Origin of the sequence: Meiothermus sp., from assembly GCF_037443965.1 — a bacterium.
Taxonomy (GTDB): domain Bacteria; phylum Deinococcota; class Deinococci; order Deinococcales; family Thermaceae; genus Meiothermus.
Window position 1 is genome coordinate 83,965 of the sequence record NZ_JBBINI010000005.1, and the last position, 26,826, is coordinate 110,790.

Here is a 26,826-nt window from a genome sequence, read left to right on the forward strand (position 1 = left end):
GCTATTGGCTATCGGTCTCCCTCGTGTTAGCATTTTCACGTTTATGGCCTTGATCGTGCAAAAATACGGCGGAACCAGCGTGGGCGACCTCGAGCGCATCCACAAGGTGGCCCAGCGCATCCACCACTACCTCGAGAAGGGACACCGTATTGCCGTGGTGGTCTCGGCCATGGGCCGCATGACCGACGAGCTGATCGCCCTGGCCAAGCGGGTCAACAAACGCCCACCCCAGCGCGAGCTCGACATGCTCACCACCATCGGCGAGCAGCAGTCGGTGGCCCTGCTCTCGATGCAACTCCACGCCATGGGCATCCCCGCGCGGGGTTTTACCCAGCACCAGATCGGCATCACCACCGACGGGCGCTATGGCGATGCCCGAATCCTGCGGGTGGAACCCACCCTCATCCAGCAAGCCCTGGATAGGGGGGAGGTGGCGGTGGTGGCGGGCTTTATGGGCACCACTCCCGAAGGCGAGCTGACCACCTTGGGTCGGGGCGGTTCCGATACCACCGCCGTAGCCCTGGCCGCGGCCCTGGGGGCGCAGGAGTGCGAGATTTTTACCGATACCGAAGGGGTCTACACCACCGATCCCCATGCCATTCCCGAGGCCCAGAAACTGAGCCGCATCGGCTACGATCAGATGCTGGAGATGGCCGCCCTGGGGGCGCGGGTGCTGCACCCCCGGTCGGTCTACTACGGTAAGCGCTACGGGGTCAAAATCCACGTGCGCAGCAGCTTTTCCTACAATCCTGGAACCATTGTTACGGAGGATGGAATGGAACTCGATCGCCCAGTGACGGGGGTAGCCCTCGACGATGAAATCGCCCAGATTGGCCTCATAGGTATCCCCGATCGGCCCGGTATCGCCGCGCGGGTTTTCGAGGCCCTGGCCCGCAAGGGGGTGGCGGTGGACATGATTATCCAGGGCGTGCCCGGCCACGAGGCCAGCCGCACCCAGATGGCCTTCACGGTCAACCAGGACTTCGCTGAGGAAGCCATGGAGGCCCTCGAGCCCGTTCTGGCCGAGATAGGCGGCGAGGCCCAGCTACGCCGGGACATCTGCAAAATCTCCATCGTAGGCGTGGCCCTGGCCTCGACCCCCGGCATTCCAGCCCGCATGTTCCAGGCCCTCTCGAGCGTGGGGGCCAACATTGATATGATCGCCACCAGCGAGGTGCGCATCTCCGCCATTATTCCCCTGCAGTCCGCCGAGGCTGCCCTGCGCGCCGTGCACAGCGCCTTCGAGCTGGATAAGCCAGTGGAAAAGTAAAAGGCGAGGAAAGATAAAAGGGTAAAGAAGAAAGCAAAGTCAAAACACTGGGTTTTTCTCTTCTCTTTCCTCTTTCCCTTTCCCTCGCCTTTGGGGGTCATATGAGTGAAACCGCCAACTACTCTGGCAAGCAGTACCTGACCTGGCAGGATATCACCAACCTGGTCTCCAAGCTGCTGGGCCAGCTCAACCCCAACGACTTCGACTGCATTCTGGCGGTTACGCGGGGCGGCATGATTCCGGCCTGTCTGGTCTCGGAAGCCACCGACCAGCGCAACATCCTGACCGCCGCGGTGATGTTTTACACCGATGTGGGCGAGACCATCAAAGACCCGGTGTTTTTGCAGTTTCCCTCGGATAGCTTGCTCTATGGCAAACGGGTCTTAATTGTGGACGATGTGTGGGACTCGGGCAAAACCGCCGTAGCGGTACGGGAGCGCATCAAGATGGCGGGAGGGCATCCCCAGGTAGCAGTTTTGCACTACAAACCCCAAAAAAGCCAGTTCCCTGGCGACGCCCCCGACTACTACGCAGCCGAGACCGACGCCTGGATTGTGTACCCCTGGGATCCGGCACAGGGCTGGACCACCTTGGGTCAGGGGGCCGGCCAGGCCTAATCTAGGCCGACCTGAGGTTTTCCAGTCGCTTCCAACCAAATCCTGAAGCGCTGAATAAAGGCAGCTCGAGGGCCTGTGGTGGGCCCTCGAGCGCAATTTTGTAAAGCCCTACTTGATGAGCCCCAATTGCAACACCGCGTCGCGCTCCTCGGCCAGCTCCTTGGCGGTGGCGTCCATTTTGCTGCGGCTGAACTCGTTGATCTCGAGGCCCTGCACGATTTCAAAGTCGCCGTCTTTGCAGACGCAGGGGTAGCTGTATACCAGCCCCTCGGGAATCCCGTAGGAGCCGTCGGAGGGGATGGCCATGCTCACCCAGTCGCCTGCCGGGGTGCCCAGGGCCCAGTCGCGCATGTGGTCAATGGCCGCACTGGCCGCCGAGGCCGCCGAGGAAGCCCCGCGGGCTTCGATAATCTCGGCGCCGCGCTTGGCTACTTTGGGAATATAGGTATTGGCGTACCAGTCGTGGTCGCCCACCAGCTCGTAGGCGCTTTTGCCGCCCACCTCGCAGTGGAATAGGTCGGGGTACTGGGTGACGGAGTGGTTGCCCCAGATGGTCATTTTCTTGATCTCGGTGACCGGCACCTGGAGCCGGGCGGCCAACTGCGAGATGGCCCGGTTGTGGTCGAGGCGGGTCATGGCGTGAATCTGACGGTGCGAGAGGTTGGGGGCGTTTTTGTAGGTGATGAGGGCGTTGGTGTTGGCAGGGTTGCCCACCACCAGCACCTTAACGTGCTTGCGGGCGTTCTCGGAGAGGGCGCGGCCCTGGGCGGTGAAGATGGCGCCGTTGGCCTGGAGCAGGTCGGCGCGCTCCATGCCCTGTTTGCGGGGCATGGCCCCGACCAGCAGGGCATAATCGGCATCGGCAAAAGCGACGTTGGGGTCGTCGGTGGGAACGATGCCGGCCAGGGTAGGGAAGGCGCAGTCCTCGAGCTCCATAATTACCCCATTGAGGGCCTTGAGGGCCGGGGTAATCTCCAGCAGTTGCAGAATCACCGGCTGATCTTTGCCAAGCATTTCGCCCGAAGCAATGCGAAACAGCAGGCTGTAGCCAATCTGACCGGCAGCGCCGGTAACCGCCACACGTACAGGGGATTTCATCTGAAAACTCCTTTCGTTGGGCCGTAGCCCATCTCTACCGCTCACGATAATAACGCGGCAAAAGCCGAATGTCGAAGGACAAAGGTTGGGGGTAGTTACACCGGTTGGGGAAGGGGTTTTATACCGGTTCCGCTCGAACCCTTCACCTTTGGGTGTAATCAGTAGGTAAAGGGTTCGAGCCGACCGAAGGGAGTAGGGGTGCGTATAACCAAATCCAACGCTCTAGACCACAAATACCCTATGGGCGTAACATTGCCTACATGACCGTCAGCCGCTACTACGACGTGAAACGTGATGAGCGAGGCAAGCGCTACCTCGAGCCTTTCATCGAGGGATCGCTCTTGTTGGGGCTGCCCCTGTTGAACAAGGGCACCGCTTTCACCCACGAAGAACGCAAAGCCCTCAAGCTCGAGGGCCTTTTGCCGCCCCACGTGACCAGCCTCGAGGAGCAAAAGCAGCGCAACTACCGGCGCTACTGCCTGATTGAAAACGACCTGGAAAAGCACATCTTTTTGCGCAATCTGCAAGACCGCAACGAGGTGCTTTTTTTCGCCCTTTTCGCCGACCACATGAGCGAGATGCTGCCCATCCTCTACACCCCCACGGTGGGCGAGGCGGTCAAGCAGTTCTCGCACATCTACCGTTACCCGCGGGGCTTTACCGCCTCCACCGACAACATCCACGAGATCGCCCAAGCCCTGGCCAATGTGCCCCTCAACGACGTGCGCCTGGCCGTGGCCACCGATTCCTCGGCCATTCTGGGCATCGGCGACCAGGGTTTTGGGGGCATGGCCATCTCCATCGGTAAGCTCTCCATCTACACCGCCGCGGGCGGCTTGGGCCCCGACAAGGCCCTGCCCGTCGAGCTGGACGTGGGTACCAACCGCGCCGATCTCATCAACGACCCGCTTTACCTGGGGGTGCGTCACCGTCGGCTCTCGGGCGAAGAGTACTACGCCTTTATGGATCGTTTTGTGGAGGCTTTCTGCAAGCGCTATCCCAACGCGGTCATGCAGTGGGAAGACTTCGGCAAGGACACGGCTTTTACCGTGCTCGAGCGCTACCGCAAGGTGCTCCCCTCCTTCAACGACGACATCCAGGGCACCGGCGCGGTTACGCTGGCCGGGGTGCTCTCGGCTTGCCGGATCAAGGGCCAGAACCTTTCCGACCAGCGCATCCTGGTCTACGGGGCCGGGGCCGGGGGCATTGGGGTGGCCCAGGCCCTGCTCGATGGCCTGATGCGCGAGGGTCTGACCGAGGCCGAGGCCCTGGAAGGCCTGTTTGTGCTGGACTCCAAGGGCCTGCTGCTCAGCAACCGGAGCATGGAAGCCTACAAGCAGAAGTTCGCCAAAGACCCGGCCACAGTGCAGGACTGGCCCATTGTGGGCGATGCCCCCAATCTGTACGAGACCGTGGTACACGGCAAGATTACCGTTTTGCTGGGGCTTTCGGGCCAGGCGGGCTCGTTTACCGAACCCATCGTGCAGGCGGTACAGGCCAACACCGAGCGTCCGGTTATCTTCCCCCTCTCCAACCCCACCAGCTCATCGGAGGCCATCCCCGCGGAAATTCTGCGCTGGACGAGCGGTAAGGCCCTGGTGGCTGCCGGAAGTCCCTTTGCGCCGGTGGAGCTGGGCGGTCAGGTTTACCCAATCGGCCAGGGAAACAACGCTTTTGTGTTCCCTGGGCTGGGCTTCGGTACGGTGCTTGCTAAAGCCAAAGAAGTCTCCGATGCCATGGTGCTCGAGGCGGCCTACGCTCTCTACGACTACACCCGCCAGCACCACCCCGACCGCATATACCCCCCCACCTCGGAACTGCGCGAGGTGAGCCAGTTGGTGGCCTCGAGGGTGATCCGCCAGGCCATGAAGGAGGGTCTGGCCCGCGAGGAGCGCCTGAATGGGCTGGGTATGGAGGCCATCCAGGCCTATGTGGCCGAGCGCTTCTGGCAGCCCCGGTATCTGCCCTACAAGCCCGCCGCCGACAACAGATAATACCCTTTCCGCTTGAATCCTTCACCGCCCGCCGCAGTTAGAGGTGAAGGATTCAAGCCGACCGAAGGGAGTAGAAAAGCATTTCGGTAGTATCGTTTAGGCTTGCCAAAGTGAACGATACTGCCGAAATGCGTATGACCTCAGTCCACCACCCTAAAACCCAGCGCCTCGGCCCGCTCCACGAAAAACTGGATATTTTCGCTCTTGGTCTCGCCGCCCAGGCTTTTGCGCTCATAGGCTTGTTCGGCGGCCAGAATCATGGTCTCGGCCAGGCAGGCCGGCACCGCCCCCTCGCCAAAGTGCAGGTCGAGGTTGCCGGTCATGGCCCCCGGCGGCCGCACCACCCCCCCCGGAATCACCCGCACCCCCGGCATCTGCTTCACCGAGGCGTCCACGTCGGGGGGCACGCCCTCGTCGTAGATCCAGGCGCCGGACTTGACGTGCTGGGGGAAGATGACCGGGTTGGGGTCGGAGGTGGCGGTGAAGATGAGGTCGGCCTCGCGGATGGCCGGTATATCGGTGCTCACGATGAGCTGGGGGACGGGCTGACCTTTGCGCTCGAGGTTCTGCTTTAAGGTGGCGGCGCTTTTTTCCAGGCGCCCTTGGTTGCGCCCCACCAGAATCAACCTTCCAACCAAAGGCGCAATCTGCCGGGCAATCCCAAAGGCCACCACCCCGTTGGCCCCCACCACCGCTGCGGTGGCCTCCTGAAGGCGGCGCCCGGACTGCTCGAAGTGGGCCAGGATGCCCGGTATGGCGGCCTTGACGGTTCCGGCGGTGTAGGCCCCGCCGTTGGTGACCTCGATCTCCGGTACGGCCTCCTGTACCATCCGGCCTTTCTCGCCCACCACGCTCCAGAAGGCCCCCAGGCCCACCACCGTGCAGCCCAGCTCTCTGGCCAGCCGGGCCCCCTGGATGGCCCGCTGGGTGGCCAGCTCGGGCTTGCCGGTAATCTGGTGGGGCAAAAGGGGGGCCGAGATCAGGTGGCATCGAATCTCCCGCCCGTCGGTGGTTCTGACCCCGCGCAACTCCCCCACCTTCATGGGCCGGATGGCCTCGGCGAGGTTCTCCACCAGGCTTTGGGAGATAAGACCCCGCTCCACCAGCGGTCGGGCCCAGCGGAAGCGGGGGCTCTGGAACAGGTCGTCTACCGTGAGGGGATGAATCATGAAAGCGCAGACCACCTGCCGCTCGGAGGGCAGCGGCGGTGGTTCGCCCAGGCGGGGCTCGGTGCCTTCCAGCATCCGCCCGATGTTTTCCTTGTAGCGCCAGAGCGCGGCCAGAAGCAGCCCCCAGGCCGCCAGCTTGGCCCAGCCAGTGATAGGCTCGAAGGTGAGCAGAATAGCCAGCGCGCCAGGGATGGTCAGGGCGGCCAGCGAGGCATAGCGGCTGAATACCAGGCCAAGGGCCGCTACCAGCAAGACCACCAGGGTAAGCAGGTAGGAGAGGCCGCTCAGGTGCAGGCCCAGCACCATTCCCACCAGCACGCCCGCACCCCGTCCGCGCAGTAGGGTTCCCTGAGCCAAAAACCGGGGAGGGTAGAGGTGGCCCAGATAGACCAGGAACGCGAAAATTACTGCCCAGGAGAGCCCAAACTGCCCTCCCATCCAGACTGCCAGTAGCCCCTTGAGAAAGTCCAGCCCCCAGGCCAGGAGCACCGGGCCTGGACCCAGGCGTTCCAGGGTGTTCTCGAGGCCCAGGTTGTAGGCCGAGGCCAGGCGCGGGTCTTGCCCGGTGAGGCGCCGGATGGCCCAGTAGCCGAGGGGCAGCGCGCCCAGCAGATAGGCCAGGATTGCCAGTACAAAAACCATCGGCACAACCTTACCAGATTTTGGGCATATCGGGCATGGGCTTTTATCGGTGCTCGAGCGGCTCTTGAGGTGCTCGAGGCTTCTGGCTCATGGCCCAGAGGGTTCCCAGTACCAGAACGACCAGAATAAAGAGCGAGAACTGGGTTTTATCAATCCCCGTGACCCATTCCGGGCGGCTCAGGACTTCCTTGGCGAACTTGTCCCAGCCGCCGATGGCCAGCTTGACCCCGGCAAAGCCCACCACTGCGAAGGCCACCGCCTCGAAGCGGGGGTATTTTTCCAGCAGGCCCACAAACAGCACCGCCACAAAGCGAAGGGCCAGGATGCCGATAAACACACCGGTGAAGATGATCCACAGGTTGTCCGAAAGCGCCACCGCCACCAAGACCGAGTCCACTGCGAAGGCCAGGTCGGCCAGCTCAATCTGGGCTACGGTGGTCCAGAACTGGCGGGGAGTGACGGTCTGTAGGGTCTGGACGGCCTTAAGGTGAACCTCTTCCTTTTCCTTGGGCTTGGGTTTGCTGAAGTGCCGGATGGCAATATAGAGCAGATAAACCGCACCCAGGGCCTGAATCCACCAGAACTGGATCAGGTACACCGCAAAGACCAGGGCCAGGCCGCGCAGGATATAAGCCCCAGCAATGCCGTAAAACAAGGCCCGCTGCCGCCAGGGTGGGGGCAGTTGTTTGACCATCACCCCCAGCACCATGGCGTTGTCGGCCGAGAGCACCGCCTCCAAGACAATCAGGATTCCAATAACAATCAGCGCCTGTCCAAGTTGTTCCATGGGCACCCCTGACCGTGGCTAGACCAAAAACACAAAGCCACCACGGCCTCTGCGTGTCGTGGTGGTCTCACCTGGGCAACAAACCCTGATTAACCGGAAGCGTCCGCTTCGTATTGACGATTAATCAAACCCAAAACTGGGTGGTTACTCCCCAACCAGCCTGTAGGGTAGCAGAGTTTACAGGATGAAAAGCGAATGAGACCACCATTTAGCAGGGCTGTTGCCACACCGCCCAGGTGCGGTGGTGTCCGTTCATCCAACCCTCGGCCCAGGCCCGCAGATGGAGACCCTGGGACGGGTGCAGGAGTTCGCCTTCCTGCCAGTAATGTGCGGCCTGGCTGCCGCGGCGCTGGGCTTCCACCACGGTGAAGCCCTCGAGGAGCACCAGACCGTCGGGCATTAGCCGCGGGGCGAACAGTTCCAGCAGGGGGCGGTGCAGGAAGTACGACTTGATGATACCAGCCAGCGGGCCCGGGGGCAGGCTGGGGGAGGGGGCTTCCAGGTTGGCCTCGAGGGCCCAGACCGGGAGCTGCTGGCGGGCGGCCTCGCTTTGCACGAACTCCAGGGCCACCTGGCTGTGCTCGAGCAGAATCACCGGATGCCCCCGCCGAGCTAGAAAAAAGGCGTTGCGGCCCAGGCCGCCGGCCAGGTCGAGCACCGGCCCTGCCGGAAGCCGGTGGGCGTAGGCCGCTACCACCGTTGCGGGCTGGCTATGGGGCGGCTGGCTAAGGTAGTGGGCGTCCCAGTCTTTGGGCATAGTCAGGACGAGCGGCGGAAGGCCCACAGGCTGCCCAAGACCAGAATGGCGAAGGTGACGCTGAGGAAAAAGGCCTGGGGCAGGTGCAAAGCCAGCTCGGGGCGGTGCAGCCAGACCTCGCTGCCGTGGCCCCAGCCCTCGAGCATCAGCTTGAGCCCAGCCCAGCCCACCACCGCGTAGGCCACCGACTCGAGCCTAGGGTAGCGCTCGATGATGGTGACCATGATGCCAGCAGCCAGCCGGATGAGCAGAATCCCAATAGCCACCCCGGTGAATATCACCCAGAACTCCCGGCTGAAGGCGATCACCACCAGTACCGAGTCCACCGCGAAGGCCAGGTCTACCACATTGATCATCACCACAACACGCCAGAAGCTGGCGGCGGCGGCCCGTTGCAGCCGGGCCTGCTCCGACTCGGAGGCCTGGGGGGGCTTGTGTCTAAAGAGGTGATTCACGGCCAGATACACCAAATAAAGCCCACCCAGCAACTGAATCCACCAGATCTGGATGATGATGGTGGCAAAGAGCAGGGCCAGCCCGCGCAGCACGTAGGCCCCAATGATGCCGTAGAGCAGGGCCCTCGAGCGCAGGTGCTCGGGCAGGGGCCGCACCATCACGGCCAGCACCATGGCGTTGTCTACAGATAAAACAGCCTCGAGCGCAACAATAATCAGAATGGCTACAAGTGCCGATCCAAAGTCCATAAGCTCTAGCCTATCATCCCGTTTCAGTTTCCGAACAGGTAGACCAAAGCCGGGGCCAGCCCCTGCCGCCAGGTCATCCAGTTGTGGCCGGAGGGGCGCTCGAGGTAGGCGTGAGTGTAGCCCTTATCGGCCAGCATGGCGGCAAAACGGCGGTTGGGGGCCAAGAGCCACTCGATCAGCCCAGTTTCGCAGTAGAAGCGCAAAGGGAGGGTTTTAGAAGCCAGGTACTGCTCGGTGAGCCACTCGGGGTCGGTGAAGGAGTCGCCCCCCTCGGGCGAGGCGGTTAGACAGGCCGACTGGGTGGCGACCTTTTGAAAGAGCTCAGGGTGGCGCAAGGCCAGCCAGCTCGAGACCAGACCGCCCAGGCTGGCCCCCAGCAAGCCCTTTTCCGCAGTGGGGCCGTACTGGGCCTCCACGGCAGGGATAATCTCCTCCAGCACGTGCTGTTCGTAAGCAGTGCTGAACCAGTACTCGCTACGGCGATCCTCGGGCTCGATGAACACAATCCGCACCGGGTTTATTTCCCCCTGCTCCAACAGCCCCTGGGCCACCTCGGCCAGCTTGGCGGTGCGGTAGTAGGCCACCCCGTCGTGGACGTAGAGGGTAGCCTGGGCCGGCCGGGTGGGGTTGTAGACGTAGTAGCGGCGGGTGCTGCCAAAGGCCCGCGACTCCAGCCGGTGCCGGTGCACCTCTACTGCGCGGGAAGGCTGGGGCGGCGCGGTGTAGTGAAAGCCGGGCAGCTCAATGGCCCTGGGGTAGCTCCACCAGGGGTTCTGGGCTTTGTGGGGGTTGTCGGGGTCGGGGAAGGGCTGGTGGTTTTCGTCCAGAAAGGCGTACTCCACGTAGGCCCCGGCGGGGAACTCGAGGGTCAGGGGCTCGTGGATAGGGATGGGCTTTCGGTTCCAATCGGTGAAATCCCCAATAAGGTATTTCGCGTTCTTAGCAGGATGAAAGGTTGCAGAACGGGTGTGTACCTCGACCATACCCTCCCAGTCTACCCAAACCCACCGTGTGCTAAACCCCAGCCCATCGGCAACGATGTTCCCATACTCGCTGCAACGGCCGTACTCTTCGCTGTTGCCTTGCAGAGCCCAGGGGAGCCTGCGCGATGACGGGAACTATGATGGGTTCATGCACGACGATTTTGGTGCAGTTAGCCTCTCGTTGGAAAATCAGCCACACGTGGCCAGCGGGCCTCTGCAGGGCCTATCGTTTGCAGCCAAGGATTTGTTCGATGTGGCCGGACTGCCGACCACGGCAGGCAACCCCGATTTTCCCGAGCAGTGGGGCCTCCCACGCCAGGATGCCTGGGCGGTGGCGGCCCTCAAGAAAGCGGGCGCAAGACTCATCGCCAAGACCCACACCCACGAGCTGGCCTATGGCATGACCGGCATCAACCCCCATTTCGGCACGCCCCAGAACCCAAAGGTGCCGGGTGGGATTCCTGGCGGCTCGTCCTCAGGTTCGGCGGTCGCGGTTGCGGCGGGGTTGGTTCCGGTGGCTTTGGGTAGCGACACCGCCGGTTCGGTGCGGATACCGGCCTCGCTTTGTGGTACCTATGCCTACCGCCCCACCCACGGCCTGATTCCCGCTACCGGGGTGGTTCCGCTGGCCCCCAGCTACGACACCGTGGGGTTGCTGGCAGCGCACCCTGAGCTGATGCTGCGGTTTGCCCAGGTTCTGCTGGCCGATGCCTTGCCCACGGTTCGGTTTGAGCGTGCAGTGGTCGTGCGCGATGCCCTCGAGCTTTGTACCCCAGAGGCCCAGGTGGCTACCCTCGGAGTAGCCGAAAAACTCGAGTCCCTGGGCCTCAGAATCGAGGAAAAATCGCTCGGCTTGCTGCAAGAGGCGCGCGAGGCCCAGCGGGTCTTGCAGGGAGCGCAAGCCTGGGGGTTTCATCAGAAGTGGCTCGAGGAAAAGCAACCCCGACTGGGCGCGGATGTGCGGCGGCTCCTGGAGATGGCCTCGAGTTACAGCCCCGGCGAAATCGGGCGAGCCCTGAGCGAGCAGGTGCGCCTGCGCAGCGAGATGGGCGCCTGGCTCGAGCCTGGAACGCTGGTGCTGCTGCCCGCAACCCCCAGCTCGGCGCCCCAACAGGCCGATATGCAGAACACCGAGAAGGCCCTCGAGTTCCGCTGGCGCACCCTCAGCCTGACCTGCTATGCCAGCCTACTGGGCGCCCCGGTGGTTACCGTGCCTGCTGCCAGGCCCGGTGATAAACCCATCGGGGTGCAGCTTGTCGGTGCCTGGGGTGGCGATATGGGCTTGCTCGAGCTGGCCCGGCGGGGCTGGAAGTAAACCTGTGCTACCTGCTCCGGGGGTCCAGCACCTCGGCCAGTGCATCCCCAAACAGGTTGATGCCCAGTACCAGCAAGCTGATGGCCACGCCGGGGAAGGTGGCCACCCACCAGCCGCCGAAAAACAGCACCTCACGCCCATCGGCCAGCATCTGACCCCAGCTTGGAATTTCGGGGGGTACGCCAGAAAGCCCCAGGAACGATAGGGCTGCTTCAGTCACAATCAAACGTGCTAGCTCCAAGGTGGCCACCACAATCAGCGGCCCGGCTGCATTGGGCAACAGGTGCTTGAGCATGATGCGTTGCCCCGATGCCCCCAGGGCGTGTGCGGCCTGCACAAACTCCCGCTCCTTGAGCGACAAAACCTCGCCCCGTACCACCCTGGCGTACAACACCCAACTGGTAATTCCCAGCACCAGGATGGTGTTGGTCAGGCTGGGCCCCAGCGCCGCGATAATAGCAATGACCAGCAAGATAAACGGCAGCGAGAGCTGGATATCGCCCAGACGCATCAGGAAATCGTCCACCCGCCCCCCCAGGTAGCCCGAAAGCAATCCCAAGGGAATCCCCACCAGAGCGCCAATCAGCACCCCCGCCAAGGCCACCACCAACGACAGACGTGCGCCGTGGAAGATACGCGAGAGCATGTCGCGCCCCAGACGGTCGGTGCCCAACAGGTGGCCTTCGGTGCCGGGGGGTTTGGTGATGGCTTGCAGGTCTTGCCGGGTGGGGTTGTGCGGACTGATGAGTGGGGCAAAAATCGCCATCAGCACGAATAGAACCATCAGGCTGATGCCGACCAAGGCGGAGGGCGCGCGAAGGATTCTACGCATAACGCACCCTGGGGTCGAGCACCCCATAGAGCAGGTCCACCACCAGGTTAATAACCGCCAGCAACACCGCAAACACGATGACCGCGGCCTGTACCACCGGGAAATCCTGCTGGGTAACGGCGGTGAGCACCAGCCGGCCCACGCCTGGCCAGGCAAAAATGGTCTCGGTGATGACCGCGCCCGAAAGCAGGTTGCCCAGTTGCAACCCAATCACCGTGACTACCGGGATGGCTGCGTTGCGCAGCGCGTGCTTATAGATGATTACCCGTTCGCTCAAGCCCTTGGCCCGGGCGGTGCGCACATGGTCGCTGCGCAGTTCGCGCAGCACGCCCCCCCGGGTCAGTCGGGTGATGGCGGCCATCGAAAAGGTGCCTACCGCAATGGCCGGGAGCACCAGATTGGCCAGGGCGGGCAGGCCCGGGATGGGCCCCACCCCATAGCCCGAGATGGGCAGCAAGCGCAGCTCGAGGCCAAATACCAGAATCAGCATCAGGGCCAGCCAGAACACCGGCAAAGACTGACCCAGCAGGGCAAAAAACAGCACCACAAATTCCAGCGTGGTTCCCTTGCGCACTGCCGCAATCACGCCCGCCAGTACCCCAAAGATAACCGCAAACAACAAAGCAGCACCGGCCAGTACCATACTGGCCGGCATCCGCTCCAACACCAGCCCCAGTGCAGGGGTCTGGTTGCGCAGCGAGATGCCCAGGTCGCCCTGCAGGGCCCGGCCCATGTAGCTCAGGTATTGCTGCCAGACCGGGCGGTCAAAACCGTTGGCCTTGCGGAACTGCTCCCTTACTTCGGGTGTTGCATCCAGGGGTAGCAGCAGGTTGACCGGGTCGCCCGAGAGAAACAGCAGGAAAAAAGCCAGCGTGGCGGTACCCCAGACGACCACTAGAACCAGGAGCAGGCGACGGACAAGGTAGGTCAGCATCTGGAGGGTTGGAAGGGGAGGGGAAAGCAGGGCCAAACTGGCCTACGATGGGCTTGGTTGATACCCTAACCTTCCCCTCTCCGCCTCTATGGAATGGGTTACTTGAAGGCCATCTCGGCAACGAACAGGCGTTCGTCGGGACGGGGTTTCCAGTCTACCCGCTTGGCCACGCCGTAGATGTCTTCTTGCTGGTGCAGGAAGATCCAGGGCGACTCGGCCCGCAAGACCCGCAGCGCATCGAGGTAGAGCTTCTTGCGCTGTTCGGGATCGGTGGTGCGCTGGGCTTGCAGCAGGGCGTTGTCGAGGGGAACCGAGCGGATATAACTAAAGGCCACCTGGCGGGGGCCGCCGCGCACCGTGCCACCATAGAACAAGCTGTACAGGGAGTTGTCGGCGTCAAACTCGTTGTTGCCCCAACCCAGCAGCACTGCGTCGGTAGGGATGCGGCGCTCCAGAATTTGCCCCACATAGGTGCTCCACTCCTGCACCCGCAACTCGGCCCGCACGCCGACCTGTGCCAGTTGCCCCACCACGGCTTCGGCTACCTGGCGGTCGTTGAGGTAGCGTCCATTGGGCGAGCCCAGGGTCATGGTGAATCCATTGGGGTAGCCGGCCTCGGCCAGCAGTTGTTTGGCGCGGGCGGGGTTGTACTCGTAGGCTTGGCAGCTCCTTGCATCGTAACCAAAGATGTAGCTGTTGAGCGAACAGCCGGTGGGCTGCCCAAGGCCGCCCAGCACGTTTTTAACGATGGTTCGCTTGTCCACCGCATAGTTGAGCGCGAGACGCACCTTGGGGTTGGCCAGGGGGCTATCGGCTTTGCCGCTGGTGTTAAGCATGATGAAGATGTTGCGGATGCTGGGTACACTTCGCACCTCAGCAGCACCCGAGGCGCGTACCGCGTTCACGGGTTCGGGTACCAGGTTGGTGATAATGTCTACCCCGCCCGAGACCAGTTCGGCCACACGGCTGCTGGCTTCGGGGATGGGCCGGAAGATGACCCGGCGGATTTTGGGAGCGCCAGCCCAGTAGTTGGGGTTGGCCTCGAGCTCAAACTGCTGGTCGCGCACCCAGCGCACAAACTTGTAGGGGCCCGTGCCCACCGGCTCTTGCAGATAGCGGTTGCCTCCTTCGGTAACGTACTTCTGCGGGAGGATATAGAAACCCGTGAGGCGCGTCACAAACACCGGGAAAGGGTTCTTGGTGATGAAGCGCAGGGTGGTGGGGTTGACCACCTGCACGCTGGCCAGGTTGGCCCAGGAGTTGGAGATGCGCAAGGGCCTTTGAGGATCAATGACCCGGTCGAAGTTCCACTTGACCGTTTCAGCGGTGAGGTCTTCGCCGTTGTGGAACTTGACCCCCTGGCGGATGGTCATCTCCCAGGTGGTAGGGTTAACGGCCCGCACAGCGGTGGCTAGCCATGGCCGGGCTGTTCCGTCGGGCATGCGCATGTAAAGGGTGTCGAAGATGTTTGCCAAAACATTGGCGGTGGGGGTCTCGAGCTGGTTGTTGGGGTCAAGCACCGTTACGTCCACTCCCTGCGCAATCACGATGGTGTCGGGGCGTTGGGCCCATGCCATCCCGACCAGGGCCAGGCTTGCTAGAAAACCGATCCAACTCCTCTTCATCCCTTACCTCCTCGAAGAATAATTGACGCCCATCTTATCGGATTGGCCGATTTATGCAAATTGGCGAACAAGCCTGCTTTAGCCCGCATTGCGCAGTCCTGCCGCGATACCCAGCAAGGAGAGCATCAGAGCGCGCTCGAGGCCCGTGCGTTCGGGGGCCTCGGGGGGGGTGCGCCGGTAGCGTTCCAAGAGCTCCACCTGCACCAGCGAGATGGGGTCTACGTAGGGGTTGCGCAGCTCGGTCTGGCGGGCCAGCACGGGGTGTTTGAAGAGCAGGGTGTTCTGAAAGGTTTTCTCCAGGATGGCTTTGGTCTGCTCGAACGAGCGGGCGATATCGGGGAAGAAGCGCTCGGCCAGCTCGGGCTTAACCAGCCGCAGGTACTCGCGGGCGATGCCCAGGTCGGCTTTGGCTAAAGCGATGGCCGCACTGTCCAGGGTGGTGGCAAAAAAGGGCCACTGCTCGAACATCTCCTGGCGCAGTGCCAGCGGAATTTCCTGCAATCCTTCGGCCAGCCCATACCAGCCGGGCAACAGTAAGCGAACCTGCGTCCAGGACATCACCCACGGGATGGCCCGTAAATCCTTGATCTCGCGCACCCGCCCCGAGCGGTAGACCGGGCGGCTGGCGATGTTGAGCGCCCCGATCTCGCGGATGGGGGTGAGCTGTTCGTAGAACTCGAAGAAACCGGGACGCCCCAAGAGTTCCCTGTAGGCTTGGGTGGAGCGTTCGGCAGCTCGGTTCATGGCCTCGAGCCACTCGGGTTTGAGCGGCAGGGCCTGCCCATAGAGATCGCGGGCCGAGGCCAGGGCCATGTGGTAGAGCATCTGCTCGAGGTTGCGGTAGGCCAGCTCGGGGTGGGCGTAGCGGTCGGCCAGGGCCTCGCCCTGCTCGGTCAGCCGCATCCGGCTGCCCACCGTGCCGGGCGGCAGGCTGGCGATGGCCCGCCCTGCCGTGCCCCCGCCGCGGGCGGTGGAGGTGCCCCGTCCGTGAAAGTAGTAGACCGGTATTCTGCGCTCTCTGGCTACTTTGGTGATGGCCTCCTGGGCCTGATACAGCGCCCAGTTGGCCGCCAAAAAGCCCGCGTCCTTGTTGGAGTCGGAGTAGCCGATCATCACCTCGAGGCCCCCCCGCCCCTGCACATGGGCCCTGAAAACCGGATTATCCAGCAGCCGTGCCACCACTTCGGGCGCGTTTTGCAGGTCGCCCAGGGTCTCGAAGAGCGGCACCACATCGAAAGGCAGGGCCCGTCCGGGGCGGAAGAGCCCCACCTCCCGCGCCAGCAACATCACCTCGAGCAGGTCGCTGGGGTAATGGGTCATCGAGACCACGTGGGCCCCGCGGGCTTTCCATTGGCGCAGGGCCTCGAGGGCGGTTTGCAACGGCTTGGTCTGGGGACGATACCCCACCGGGGCCAGCGGCCGGGCCGTGGCCAGCTCCTGGGTCAGTAAGGCCTCGCGTGCCTGGGGCTCCAGCGCAGCGTACTGCTCGTGTACCCCGCCAACTTTGAGCAGCTCGGCAGCGGCCTCGGTCAGGGCGCGCGACTCCTCGCGCAGATCCAGGTTCACCAGATCCAGCCCGAAGGCCTCGGCATTCAGGCGCAGAGGCCGCACGATGGCTCTGGAAATTTGCTCGAGGCCCAGTTGGTTGAGGCTGGTCTCGGCTTTGCGCACATCCGCCACGAACTCGGGCGTTCCGCTGTAACCAGGGCCCGGCTGCTCGCCCAGCAGCGCCCGCAGCTTGTAGCGCAGTCCCATGCCAAACTGCCGGTAGGGCTCGCCCTGAAAACGTTCGGGCAGTTGCAGGTGCCTGGCGTGGTCTTCCAGGGCCAGCCGCAGCTCGCGGGTAATGGTAATTCGGTCGTCGCTGAGCGATAGGTCGCGTATCAGGCCGTCCACATCGTCCACAAACTTGCGCAGGGCGGTTTCGCGGGCGTAGGCCTGGGCCCAGCCCGTCACCTCGGGCAGCACATTGGGGTTGCCATCCCGGTCGCCGCCAATCCAACTGCGGAACACCAGCGGGGGTGAAAGCTCGGGGCGCTGGCCATAGTGGGCCTCCACGGCGCTCTCGAGCCCATCCACCAGCTTGGGAATGGTTTGCCACAGGGTCGAGGTGGTGTAGAAAAGCCCGCCCTTGACCTCGTCCATCACGGTGGGCCGGGATTTGCGGAGTTCCGAGGTGCCCCACAGCAGGGCCACGCGGGGTTCCAGGGGCAGCTCCTGGCCCTGCTCGAGCAGCTTCTCGATCTCGTGGATGTGGTAGCGCTGGGTACGGCGGCGGGTCTCGGTGGGGTGGGCGGTAAAGGTCAGGTGCAGCCGCAGTCGGGAGAGCACATCCACCGTCTGCTCGTAGCTCAGACCCAGGCGCTTGAGCTCCCCTACCAGCGCCAGAAACGACTCGCTGCGCGGGGCATCGCGGGTGCTTCGTTTCTCCCGTTCCCGGTTGACCCGCACCCGGTGGCGTTCCTCGGCTAGATTGACCAGGTGAAAATATGTGGAGAAGGCCCGAATCATGTTTTCGGCCTCGAGGAGCGTGAGACCCTGCACCGTTTGCAGCAGCTGCCTATGAATGGCCTCGCTATGGTTTTGCCGCAGGGTCTTGGTTCGTTCGCGCACCTGTTCTTCCAGTTCGAATATGCGTTCGCCCGAAAGGGTGCGGATGGCCTTGCCCAGAGCGCGGCCCAGCAGATCTACTTCGCGCTTGAGCTGTTCAAACAGCCGGTCTTCGCTCATCGAGCGATAGTGTATCGGTTTTGGAAGCGATTCCCAAGGTTCTGTGAAACGAGAACAGTCTTCTGCGTCACCCATCGCCCTTTTCAAGGGATGCCATCAAAAATCACCGGAAAGCGCACCCGGTTGTCAAAAGCCAGTGGAACCAGCCAACGCACACTGGGTACCACAGGGCCGGCAAAAAGTTCGTTCACGGCAAAAATACCCAATTCGTCGTCGCCCTGGCTCTGGACTTCGAGGGCCAGCTCCGAGACCGCAGCAAAGAAGTACACCTGAAAGGTGTAACCCTCGAGGCGGGCCAGGGCCATCCATTCCTTGGGGGGGATGCCAATGCGGGTTTCTTCCTTGAAGACCCTCGACATGGCAGCCTTGGGCAGCTCATCTGCCCCCATCTTGCCACCGACGCCATTGAACAGCCGCGCATCGGGGTCGGCGCGATGCTTTCGAATCAGTACCACCCGGGTTTTGTCTGGGGTAAAGAGGAAACCGGCAACATACTGGGTCAGCGGGGTCATGGCAAGGCTCCGTGGGCTTTCCTATAGTTTATCGGGTTGACCGGATGGATTTCTTCATGGTTTGACGTAGGTTTCTCTACCCGTTAGCTTGGGGACATGCCCGAACGGCAGTACCTATACAAAGGCCGCATTCTTAATCTGGCCCTCGAGGGCCGCTACGAGATCGTCGAGCACGCCGACGCGGTGGCGGTACTGGTCGAACGGGGCGGCAAACTGCTTTTTGTGCGCCAGTATCGCCCGGCCATCGGCAGCGAGACCCTCGAGATCCCGGCGGGCCTCGTTGACCCCGGCGAAACCCCCCAGCAAGCCGCCCTGCGTGAGCTGGCCGAGGAAGCCCAACTGACTGGTGAGCTGCATTATCTGACCGGCTTCTACCTTTCACCAGGCTTTTGCGACGAGAAGCTACACGTTTTTAGGGCCACCCATACCCGCCCAGCCTACGCAGAGCCCGACGACGACGAGGCCATCACGGTAGAATGGCACTACCCGCGCCAGGTTTTGCGGGATGCCCGTGACGGCAGGGTTCAGATATCCGCCTCGGCCCTGGCGGGGATTCTCTTCTACCTGAGCGAGAAGGCGCTCGAGGACGACACGGGTTACGAATAGCGCTGGCCAGTAGTGTGCTTTGCTCGTGTACCGTAGCTTCTGTTGCCGATACCCTGTGCGCTAGGCTATAACCGCCATGCTGCTCATCAACGACCCCTCCGACGCACCGGCTGGCCCCAAGGTGGTGGCGATTGGCAGCTTCGATGGCCTGCACCTCGGGCACCAGCACCTAATTCACCAGGCCCAGCAGGCGGCCAATCGTCTGCATATTCCCTTGCTGGTCTACACCTTCGACCCCCCCAGCAAGGTGTTCATGAAAGGGGAGGGCTTCCTGACCGATCTGTCGGAGAAGCTCGAGCTCCTGAGGGGCCTGGGGGTCGAGATTGCCCTGATTGTGCCCTTTACCGAGGCTTTCTCTAGGCGCAGCAAGGACGATTTCCTGGGCGACCTGCGTACCCTGGAGGCCCAGCGCATTTATGTGGGGGCCGATTTCCGCTTTGGGCAGGGGCGGGCCGGGGGTCTAGAGGATTTGAATGCCGTGGCGCCTACCCAGATTCTGCCCTTACTCGAGCTGGGCGGGGGGCCGGTCAAGTCCAGCCGCATCCGCGACCTGCTGCGTGTAGGGGAGGTTGACGAGGTCAAGCTGCTCTTAGGAAGAGCCTATACGGCCAAGGGCATTGTGCGTGAGGGTGACCAACTGGGGCGGCAGTTGGGTTTCCCTACCGCCAATATTGAGGTGGCCCACCTCAAAATTTTGCCAATGGGGGTGTTTGCTGTGCGGGTGCAGACCCCACAGGGCAAGTTCGGCGGCATGGCCAATGTCGGCTATCGCCCAACCGTCTCGGGTCATACCCTGCGCTTCGAGGTACACCTTTTTGGTTTTGTCGGCGATTTGTACGGCCAGGAACTCAGCGTGGAATTCCTCACCAAGCTGCGCGGCGAGATGAAGTTTGAAAGCCTGGAAGCTCTAAAAGCCCAGCTCGCCCAAGACGCCGAGACCGCCCGCCGGGTGCTGGGCATCTAGCGGGGGATGTCCTCGGCGGTCATGAAGCGGGGCCGTACCCAGCGCACCTCTTCGAAGGTACCGTCGTAGCGCAGGATGGCAGCGATTCGGGCCCTCGAGTAGACCTGGTGTGGCTTTTTGGGGATGAAGGCGGTGACGATATCCACCCAGCGCTGTTCACGGTATTCCAACACCACATGCAGCGGAAGCTTGAGCTGTGGTGGGAAGACCATGTAGCCCAGCACCAGCATGCGCTGGTCCTCGGGGTAGACAGCCATCTCGCGGCCCCACTCCACCGCCTGCAAAACATCATGTTCAATAAAGCCCTCTTGCAGCATGTGCTTAGCCACATGGGGGCCAATGCGGTAGCGGCCTTCGCGGATGTAGGGGAGGAGTTCTTCGAGCCTGCGAATGCGTGGTCGTCTGAGCATCCATCCCCCCTTTGTCAATCAACCCCACGCTCTGGCAGAGGTAGGGTTGGGTGTGGTGCCTCTAAGAACCCCGGTGCGTCGTTGGAGTTCTATAATTTCGATTATAGGGAATATCTGGATAATTCATGTGGGCTCTTGACCGCAATTGCCGCACCGTAGACCCGGGCTGCGCCGGCCTCGAGCAGGGCTTTGCGTGCGCGCTCGAAGGTCGTTCCAGTGGTTACCACATCGTCCACCAGCAGCCAGATTCCTTTCACCCGGCTGGCGGGCTGAAAGGTGGCCTCGGAGAGTTGCAAACGCCGGAGCAGGGTTTTCTCGGTTTGCGATTTGTCCACCGCTGTGCGCGAGAGCACGCTTTTATAAGGGATGCGCAGCTCCTTAGCTGCTGCTTGGGCCAGTAGTTCGGCCTGGTTGTACCCCCGTGCGATCTTGCGCTGCAGCAGGGTGGGTACGGCAGTTACGCCATCCAGTCCCCATTCAGCCTGTCGCACCCCGAGGGCCATCCTCTGGCCTAGCAATACGGCTAGGTTGCGCCGACCGTGGTATTTGAGGGCACGTGAAAGATTGCCGAAGCGCTGGTAGCTGCCCAGATACACAAATCCCGGTACGTGCCTTGGAACCAGTGCACTCCGACATTCGGTACATATGGTTGGCTCTTGCAGTGGCTTGCCACAACCCGGGCAGGTCGCACCCGTCAGTTGTTCCCACCAGCCCATCATCGCGGCCATTGCTCACCCAATCTGCAGCACTTCCCGGAGCGACTCCTCGAAAGGGGGGTAGAGTACGCCCCTCTCTGTCACAATGCCGGTAATCAGGTGATGGGGGGTTACGTCGAAGCCGGGGTGGGCTGCCGGAAACCCCTCGGGTGCGATGGGCTGGCCCCGAATCACCGTTACTTCCTGCGATGAACGCTGTTCGATGGGGATACTATTGCCGTTTTCCAGCCGGGGGTCTACCGAGGAGAGCGGCAGGGCCGGATAGAACGGAATGCCGTGGTACTGGGCTAGAATGGCCAGGCCATAGGTGCCGATTTTGTTGGCAAAGTCGCCGTTAAGGGCCATGCGGTCGGTGCCCAGGATAACCGCGTCCACCTGGCCTTGGCCCATCAGGTAGGCGGCCATGTTATCTGTGATGAGGGTGGCGGGCACCCCGGCTTTTTGCAGCTCGTAGGCGGTGAGGCGGGCTCCTTGCAGGTAGGGGCGGGTCTCGTCTACCCAGACGTGGGTGACCCGGCCCTGCCGGTACGCCTCGATGATGGCCCCCAGGGCGGTGCCGTAGCCCCCGGTGGCCAGCGGGCCGGTGTTGCAGTGGGTGAGCACCTGGCCTTTCAGCACCCTGGCCCCGTGCTGGCTAATCGCCCGCTCGGTCTCCTGGACTTCGTCCCAGATGGCCTGGGCTTCCCTGAGCGAGGCCTCGAGGCTGCCCCAGTGTGGTTTCATGCGATCCAGGGCGTAAAACAGGTTGACCGCGGTGGGGCGGCTCTGGCGCAGCAGGGCGTCGGCCTCGGCCAGGTCTTCGCCCGATAGGTGGGCCAGCACCATGCCGTAGGCCGCGGTCACCCCGATGGCGGGGGCTCCGCGCACCACCATCTCGCGGATGCCAGCGGCGATCTCCCGGGCGGTTTGGCAGGGCACCCAGACCTCCTCGAAGGGCAGCTTACGCTGATCCAAGAGCCAGAAGGTGTTGTTCTCGAAGCGAAAGGGCACTGCGCGCATGGGGTCAGTCTACTTCAAGCTGTTTAGCAGGCTGGTATAGAGCAAGAAGAACTGGTTCTCGTCCAGCCGGGCCTGGGGGTTGTTCCAGGTGGCCGAGACGCAGTACTGCTTGCCATCCTTGGCGGTGAGCCAGGTGGTCAGGTTCAGGACGCCCGGCTCGGAGCCCCCTTTGTAGGCCACGCGCTGCCAGTCGGCGGGGTTGGCCAGGCCGGGGTTGAGCGACATCAGGGGCAGGGCCTGTACCCGGCCCATCAGCGCGCAAAGCTCGCGGGTGCTGAAAAACCACTCCACGTCCAGCGCCACCGGCCCCCCGGCAAACACGCTCACGTCGGGCAGGGGCAGGCGGGCCAGTTGGGGGAGCAGGGCGGCCCGCTCGGAGGGGTTGGAGCGGTAGCGCTCGAGCCACTCGCGGTTTTGCGGGTTCTTGAGCACGAAGGCTTCGCGGGTGGTGAGGAAGGGCTGGTTGCGGGGGGAGAGCTTTTCCACCTCGGCCCGCCCGACAATGCTTATTAGCGCGTCGGTGGCGGTGTTGTCGGAGATGGAGATCATCTGGGTGGCGTACTGCTCGAGGCTCAGGGGGGTTCCGTCGGGCAGGTTTTGCAGGGTGCCGCTGGGCAGGCTTTTCCACTCCGGGCGCAGCGGCACGGTATCGCTCCAGCGGCGCTGTCCGGCCTCGATCTGCTGGCGCAGGGCTTCCAGCACAGCCAGTTTGAAGCTCGAGCCCACCGCCAGCGCGCGGTCGGCGTTCAGGCCGAGGCGCTCCTGGGGGCCTTCCAGCACCAGCACGCTGACCTGCCCCGGTAGCTTGCGGTACTCGGCCAGGAGCTGCTCGGGGGTCAGGGCCGCCTTGGGCTGGGGCGGGCGGAAGAACAGCCCCTGGATGCGCCCCTCGCTGTCCAGCGAGATCTGCGCGGGCACCAGGCCGCGCTCGAAGTTCACCCGGAAGTTGGGGCCGTCCGGCTCCACGCCCTCGTAGCGCCCCAGACTCCCCAGTAATTGTTGGAGAATGGCCTCCACCTGGGCCAGCGGCACCTGCTGCAAGAAGGCCGGGGCAAACCACTCGGCCCTGGCCGGGCGCTCGGTAAAGAGACGCTCGAGGGCCGCCTTGGGGGTAAGGCTGACCTGGGCTAAAGCCAGCCCGAGCAACAAAGTTCCTACAGTTATCCAGAGTTTCATCCCTACCTCCTTACTGTTCTGTTTGCTCTATCTGAGCTGCAAGAGCCTCGCCCCCAGCGGCGCTTAGTATCACCAACACGGGGATGATTTGCTCTGACGGTACCGTGTAAGAGCCTCGCTTGCCCACTTTTAGCCAGCCTGCGCTTTGCAGCTCTTTGAGGTGGTGGTATAGCTGACCGGTAGTGCCGATGTCCGCAAGGTGCTGTAGGTCTTGAGAGCTGCTCTTGCCATTTAGCACGGCGCGGAGAATTTCTAGTCGCAAAGGATGTGCCAAGGCCGCGAGGCTTTGGGCTACCTCCGACCAAGGGGTTTTCAGTAGAGGGCCTACCGGCAATCCCCACTGCCAACCCCAGGTGCCTGAGGCCAAATCGGCTTGACCGGCGAACACTACCTCACCGCCGGGTTTAGCGGCCTGGCGCAGATAGTCCAGCGCCCAAAAGAGGCCTTCTGGCGGCTTCGACGGTACACTCGAGGCTTGCTCCAAGGCAGCAATTCGGGCCTCGAGTAGATTAAGGCGGGTCTCTATATCCACACGAATACGTTATTACGGTATTGCGTAATAAATATGAGAAACAGAAGTATGCGGTAAAACAGAGTGTTTGCTGGCAGGAGCTACACCTTCACCGGCTCTTCCACCACCGTTCCAGCCCACTTTACGAAAGCAACCTCGCGGGGGCTCGAGAGTTCGGGGTGGGCGGCCACCACCCGCACGCCGTATTCATAGCTGCCTGGGCGGGCGGGGAGGTAGGTGCCGGTGTAGAGCAGGGCTTCCCGCTCCTGCCCGGCGGCCTTGAGCAACACCACCTCCAAGTCACCGCTGCTGCGCCGCACCACCAGTTCGACCCGCAGGGTCTCGGTGGGGATGCCATAGGCCTGCACAAATGCCCGCAACTGCAAGGGCTGGTTGGCGGCGGCATGGGGGGCCTCCACCCAGACTTTCACATTGTTCCAGGCACCTTGTACTTGCGTCTTCCAGCGGGCCACTTCTTTCAGGGCGGCGGCGTTTTTCTCCATCAGGTGAGCCGACCGCTGGGCCAGCGGAGTATAGAACTTTCGGTGGTAATCGTCCACCATGCGCTGGGCCGAATAAGCGGGGCCGCAGGTGCGGATGCTGTCGCGCACCATGGCCAGCCAGCCGCTGGGGGTGCCCACCGCGCCCCTGGCGTAGAACAGCGGGATGATCTCGTATTGCAGGGTGTCGTAGAAGCTCTGGGCGTCGGCGTGGTCCTGGGCCTCCTCGGTGGCGTAGGTGCGCTCGTCGCCAATGGCCCAGCCGTTGGTGGTGTTGAAAGCCTCGGCCCACCAGCCGTCCAGAATGGAGAAATTCAAGGCTCCGTTGAGCGCTGCTTTCATGCCCGAGGTGCCTGAGGCTTCCATAGGACGGCGGGGGGTGTTGAGCCAGACATCTACCCCCTGCACCAGGCTGCGGGCCAGGCTCATATCGTAGTTCTCGAGCAGAATCATCTTGTCCTCGAGGCCCAGTGTCTTGATGCGTTCGGCCAGCTTTTTGATGAACTCCTTGCCGGGCTCGTCCTTGGGGTGGGCTTTACCGGCAAACACAAACTGCACCGGCAGGGGGCCATTCAAAATGGAGACCAGCCGCTCGGGGTCGGTGAACATTAGAATAGCCCGCTTGTAGGTAGCAAAGCGGCGGGCAAAGCCGATGGTCAGCACGCTGGGGTCGAGCACTTTTTCGGCCGCCCGCAGGCTGGCCGGAAGGTCGCCGTTGCGTCGGCGCTGTTCAAACAACCGCACCCGCACTTCCTCCACCAGCTTGGTACGCAGCTTGTTGCGGATGTGCCAGAGTTCGTCCTCCTCCAGCTTGTCAACGGCCCACTGGCTCTGGTCATGCAGTTGCTCAGCCCAGGTTTTGGGGAAAGTACGTTCGTAGAGACTGTGCATCTCGGGGTGCAGGAAGGTGAAGGTATGGACGCCGTTGGTGATGTGCCCGATGGGCACTTCCTCCGCCTCAAAACCCTTCCAGCGCTCCTTGAACATCTCACGCGAGACCTCGCCGTGCAGGGCCGAGACCCCCCCGGCGGCGCGGGAGGTGTGGAGGGCCAGGTTGGACATGCTGAAAACCGAGCCATAGCTCTTTTCCTCACGGCCCAGGGCGATAAAATCTTCTTTACTAATACCTAGTTTGTTCCACCAGCCGTCCAGGTAACGTTCGACCAGATCCAGCGGAAAGCTGTCGTGGCCGGCGGGTACGGGGGTATGGGTAGTAAAGAGAGCCCCTGCCGAGGTAGCTTCCAGGGCCTCGCTGAAGGAACTCCCTGCCGCAACCATCTCGCGCATGCGTTCCAGACCTAAGAAGGCCGCGTGGCCCTCGTTCATGTGCCAGACTTCGGGTTCTAAGCCCAAGGCCCGCACCAACCGCACCCCCCCGACCCCCAGAATCAGCTCCTGCTCGATGCGGATTTCCTGCCCAGGAGCATAGAGCCTAGCGGTGAGGGCGCGGTCTTCTGGCCGGTTTTCGGGCAGGTTGGTGCTCATCAGGTAGACCGGAATCGCCCCCACCTCGGCCTTATAGGCCATTACATATACGGTGCGTCCGGGAAACTCCACGCCTACCTTGAGGGGTTTGCCGTCCTTATGGGTGACCGTGGCCAGGGGCAACTCTTCGGCCAACAAATCTTCGTAGACCTCGCGCTGCTGGCCCTCGGGGGTGAGTTGCTGGCGGAAATAGCCTTCGTGATAGAACATTCCGATCCCGGTAAGGCTTAGCCCCAGATCGGAAGCCGACTTAATGTGATCGCCGGCCAAGATACCCAACCCGCCGGAGTAGATCGGCAGCGACTCGTGGAAGCCGTACTCCATCGAGAAGTAGGCAATGCGCGGGGTTTTCTTGGGGCGGGTTTGCAGGTAGTGACGGAAGTTGGCCACGGTAGCTTCCACCGCACCCACATAGCCTGCATTTTCGGCCAGGACCATCAAACGCGTAGGATCGGCTTCTAGCAAGGCCCGCACGGGGTTAGACCGGAAGCGCTTCCACTGCGAAGGATTGATTTGTTCGAAGAGGTGCTGAGCCTCGGGATTCCAACTCCACCAGAGGTTGTAGGCCACCTCGCGCAGGCCCCTCAGGGGCTCGGGCAGGGTGGGCATGGCGGTGATACGTCCAATGACATTCATAACCAAGCAAAGATTGTACCATTTGTGACTTTGTGAACCATCAAGAATCGAACAATCAAGTCTCCTACGGCTTTTTCTGGTGTGTGGGAGGTGACTCGTACCAGTATGATAAGAGCGATGGATCCGACCTTGCGACAAGTGGTGGCTCGAGCGCACCTCGGTCTGGAAGCTCGCACCGAAAACTACCTGACGCAGCGGCACCTCGAGGTGAGCTGCTGTAGGGGGTGTTTCTCTTGTTGCCTGGCCTGGGTAATGGTGGGTTTGGCGGAGGCCGAATACCTGCGCGAACAGCTCGAGGTCCATCAACCCGAGGTGTTGGCCCGTGCCGAGGCCGAGGGCCAACAAAGGCTGAAGCGCATCGGGCGGGAAAAACACCGGCCCGACTTTCCCACCGTGTATTTTTTGGAGGCGAACCGCTGCCCCTTGCTCACGTTGGATGGAGCCTGCTCGGTGCACCTCCACCGGCCCCTGGCCTGCCGGGGGGTGCTGACCAATTTGGCGGCTACCTACTGCGCCCCCGGCATGGTTCCCAAACTACAGGGCCCAGAGCGAACCCAGTACCAGGCCCAGCTCAAACCCTGGCATGGCCCCGAGCACTATCTTCGCGTGCCCTGGCAGCTTTCCGAGCGCACCGCCCAGCAGCTATGGGCCACCGAACGGCAAGTGCGCGGTTTTACGGTGATTGGAGAGCTGGCGAGCATGATTTATCTCCTGGGACAGCGGGACTTCCAGGAGGCCTTGCGGGGGGGTGTAGAAGACGCTCGGCAGGCCTTGGAAAAGCGCCGGCTGCTGGGGGGTGAATATGGTTTTTGGGTGGGTTAGGGCCTGTTCATACCGTTTCCGCTTGAATCCTT

24 protein-coding genes are annotated in these 26,826 nt (G+C 62.6%); 7 read left to right on the forward strand and 17 right to left on the reverse strand.

The features are described from left to right. The first annotated feature begins 43 nt into the window (after positions 1–43). Complete coding sequence (locus WKI89_RS04365) at positions 44–1,270, forward strand: aspartate kinase (protein ID WP_337868000.1); 1,227 nt, start codon at positions 44–46, stop codon at positions 1,268–1,270. Positions 1,271–1,371: 101 nt separating this feature from the next. Next, positions 1,372–1,887 carry a phosphoribosyltransferase family protein gene (locus tag WKI89_RS04370; protein ID WP_337868001.1) on the forward strand — a complete coding sequence of 172 codons (516 nt, stop codon included), beginning with the start codon at positions 1,372–1,374 and terminating at the stop codon, positions 1,885–1,887. Between the two features lie 108 nt (positions 1,888–1,995). Here the strand turns inward: WKI89_RS04370 and WKI89_RS04375 are convergent, their stop codons facing one another. Continuing rightward, a complete protein-coding gene (locus WKI89_RS04375; protein ID WP_337868002.1) occupies positions 1,996–2,985 on the reverse strand; it encodes a malate dehydrogenase in 990 nt (329 codons plus the stop codon). Positions 2,986–3,245: 260 nt separating this feature from the next. Between WKI89_RS04375 and WKI89_RS04380 the strand changes: the two genes are divergently transcribed. Then, the gene (locus tag WKI89_RS04380; RefSeq protein WP_337868003.1) at positions 3,246–4,979 is read left to right on the forward strand and encodes an NAD-dependent malic enzyme; all 1,734 of its coding nucleotides are present in this window, start codon (positions 3,246–3,248) and stop codon (positions 4,977–4,979) included. Positions 4,980–5,119: 140 nt separating this feature from the next. On the opposite strand, the gene WKI89_RS04385 is transcribed toward WKI89_RS04380, so the two are convergent. The 5 genes from WKI89_RS04385 to WKI89_RS04405 form a co-directional block, all read right to left on the reverse strand. Next, on the reverse strand, positions 5,120–6,790 hold the full coding sequence (locus tag WKI89_RS04385) for a glycerol-3-phosphate acyltransferase (protein ID WP_337868055.1): 1,671 nt from the start codon (positions 6,788–6,790) through the stop codon (positions 5,120–5,122). Positions 6,791–6,833: 43 nt separating this feature from the next. Beyond that, positions 6,834–7,577, reverse strand: coding sequence for a TerC family protein (locus WKI89_RS04390; RefSeq protein ID WP_337868004.1), 744 nt, complete (start codon positions 7,575–7,577; stop codon positions 6,834–6,836). 208 nt (positions 7,578–7,785) lie between these two features. Further along, complete coding sequence (locus WKI89_RS04395) at positions 7,786–8,334, reverse strand: SAM-dependent methyltransferase (protein WP_337868005.1); 549 nt, start codon at positions 8,332–8,334, stop codon at positions 7,786–7,788. Positions 8,335–8,336: 2 nt separating this feature from the next. Beyond that, a complete protein-coding gene (locus WKI89_RS04400; protein ID WP_337868006.1) occupies positions 8,337–9,038 on the reverse strand; it encodes a hypothetical protein in 702 nt (233 codons plus the stop codon). Positions 9,039–9,061: 23 nt separating this feature from the next. Beyond that, positions 9,062–10,021: an alpha/beta hydrolase-fold protein gene (locus tag WKI89_RS04405; protein ID WP_337868007.1), complete on the reverse strand. Its 960-nt coding sequence runs from the start codon at positions 10,019–10,021 to the stop codon at positions 9,062–9,064. Positions 10,022–10,169: 148 nt separating this feature from the next. Here WKI89_RS04405 and WKI89_RS04410 point away from each other — a divergent pair, with 148 nt between their 5' ends. Then, the gene (locus WKI89_RS04410; protein ID WP_337868008.1) at positions 10,170–11,336 is read left to right on the forward strand and encodes an amidase family protein; all 1,167 of its coding nucleotides are present in this window, start codon (positions 10,170–10,172) and stop codon (positions 11,334–11,336) included. Positions 11,337–11,343: 7 nt separating this feature from the next. On the opposite strand, the gene WKI89_RS04415 is transcribed toward WKI89_RS04410, so the two are convergent. The 5 genes from WKI89_RS04415 to WKI89_RS04435 all read right to left on the reverse strand — a co-directional run bounded on the left by WKI89_RS04415 (position 11,344) and on the right by WKI89_RS04435 (position 17,969). Next, positions 11,344–12,168: an ABC transporter permease gene (locus WKI89_RS04415; RefSeq protein WP_337868009.1), complete on the reverse strand. Its 825-nt coding sequence runs from the start codon at positions 12,166–12,168 to the stop codon at positions 11,344–11,346. Further along, positions 12,161–13,102 carry an ABC transporter permease gene (locus tag WKI89_RS04420; RefSeq protein ID WP_337868010.1) on the reverse strand — a complete coding sequence of 314 codons (942 nt, stop codon included), beginning with the start codon at positions 13,100–13,102 and terminating at the stop codon, positions 12,161–12,163. The genes WKI89_RS04415 and WKI89_RS04420 overlap by 8 nt, the downstream gene beginning before the upstream one ends. Before the next feature lie 98 nt (positions 13,103–13,200). Beyond that, on the reverse strand, positions 13,201–14,727 hold the full coding sequence (locus tag WKI89_RS04425; RefSeq protein ID WP_337868011.1) for an ABC transporter substrate-binding protein: 1,527 nt from the start codon (positions 14,725–14,727) through the stop codon (positions 13,201–13,203). A gap of 78 nt (positions 14,728–14,805) precedes the next feature. Further along, entirely contained in the window at positions 14,806–17,457 is a 2,652-nt protein-coding gene (locus tag WKI89_RS04430) for a phosphoenolpyruvate carboxylase (protein WP_337868012.1), read from the reverse strand. Between the two features lie 83 nt (positions 17,458–17,540). Further along, entirely contained in the window at positions 17,541–17,969 is a 429-nt protein-coding gene (locus tag WKI89_RS04435; RefSeq protein WP_337868013.1) for an NUDIX domain-containing protein, read from the reverse strand. A gap of 96 nt (positions 17,970–18,065) precedes the next feature. Between WKI89_RS04435 and WKI89_RS04440 the strand changes: the two genes are divergently transcribed. Together WKI89_RS04440 and ribF are read left to right on the forward strand one after the other, a co-directional pair. After that, positions 18,066–18,575 carry an NUDIX hydrolase gene (locus tag WKI89_RS04440; RefSeq protein WP_337868014.1) on the forward strand — a complete coding sequence of 170 codons (510 nt, stop codon included), beginning with the start codon at positions 18,066–18,068 and terminating at the stop codon, positions 18,573–18,575. Between the two features lie 76 nt (positions 18,576–18,651). Next, positions 18,652–19,539 carry a riboflavin biosynthesis protein RibF gene (gene ribF, locus WKI89_RS04445; protein ID WP_337868015.1) on the forward strand — a complete coding sequence of 296 codons (888 nt, stop codon included), beginning with the start codon at positions 18,652–18,654 and terminating at the stop codon, positions 19,537–19,539. Here ribF and WKI89_RS04450 read toward each other — a convergent pair. The 6 genes from WKI89_RS04450 to glgP form a co-directional block, all read right to left on the reverse strand. After that, positions 19,536–19,949, reverse strand: coding sequence for a DUF4258 domain-containing protein (locus WKI89_RS04450; protein ID WP_337868016.1), 414 nt, complete (start codon positions 19,947–19,949; stop codon positions 19,536–19,538). The genes ribF and WKI89_RS04450 overlap by 4 nt on opposite strands. Positions 19,950–20,050: 101 nt before the next feature. After that, positions 20,051–20,545 (reverse strand): phosphoribosyltransferase family protein, encoded by a 495-nt coding sequence (locus WKI89_RS04455; RefSeq protein ID WP_337868017.1) that lies wholly within the window; start codon positions 20,543–20,545, stop codon positions 20,051–20,053. Between the two features lie 135 nt (positions 20,546–20,680). Continuing rightward, complete coding sequence (mtnA, locus tag WKI89_RS04460; protein ID WP_337868018.1) at positions 20,681–21,664, reverse strand: S-methyl-5-thioribose-1-phosphate isomerase; 984 nt, start codon at positions 21,662–21,664, stop codon at positions 20,681–20,683. A 9-nt stretch (positions 21,665–21,673) separates the two neighbouring features. After that, positions 21,674–22,840, reverse strand: coding sequence for a serine hydrolase (locus WKI89_RS04465; protein ID WP_337868019.1), 1,167 nt, complete (start codon positions 22,838–22,840; stop codon positions 21,674–21,676). Between the two features lie 10 nt (positions 22,841–22,850). Then, the gene (locus WKI89_RS04470; protein ID WP_337868020.1) at positions 22,851–23,372 is read right to left on the reverse strand and encodes a hypothetical protein; all 522 of its coding nucleotides are present in this window, start codon (positions 23,370–23,372) and stop codon (positions 22,851–22,853) included. Between the two features lie 80 nt (positions 23,373–23,452). Continuing rightward, positions 23,453–25,972 carry an alpha-glucan family phosphorylase gene (gene glgP, locus WKI89_RS04475; RefSeq protein WP_337868021.1) on the reverse strand — a complete coding sequence of 840 codons (2,520 nt, stop codon included), beginning with the start codon at positions 25,970–25,972 and terminating at the stop codon, positions 23,453–23,455. A 117-nt stretch (positions 25,973–26,089) separates the two neighbouring features. On the opposite strand from glgP, the gene WKI89_RS04480 reads away from it, so the two are divergent. Further along, positions 26,090–26,794, forward strand: coding sequence for a YkgJ family cysteine cluster protein (locus WKI89_RS04480; RefSeq protein ID WP_337868022.1), 705 nt, complete (start codon positions 26,090–26,092; stop codon positions 26,792–26,794). The last annotated feature ends 32 nt before the right edge of the window (positions 26,795–26,826 follow it).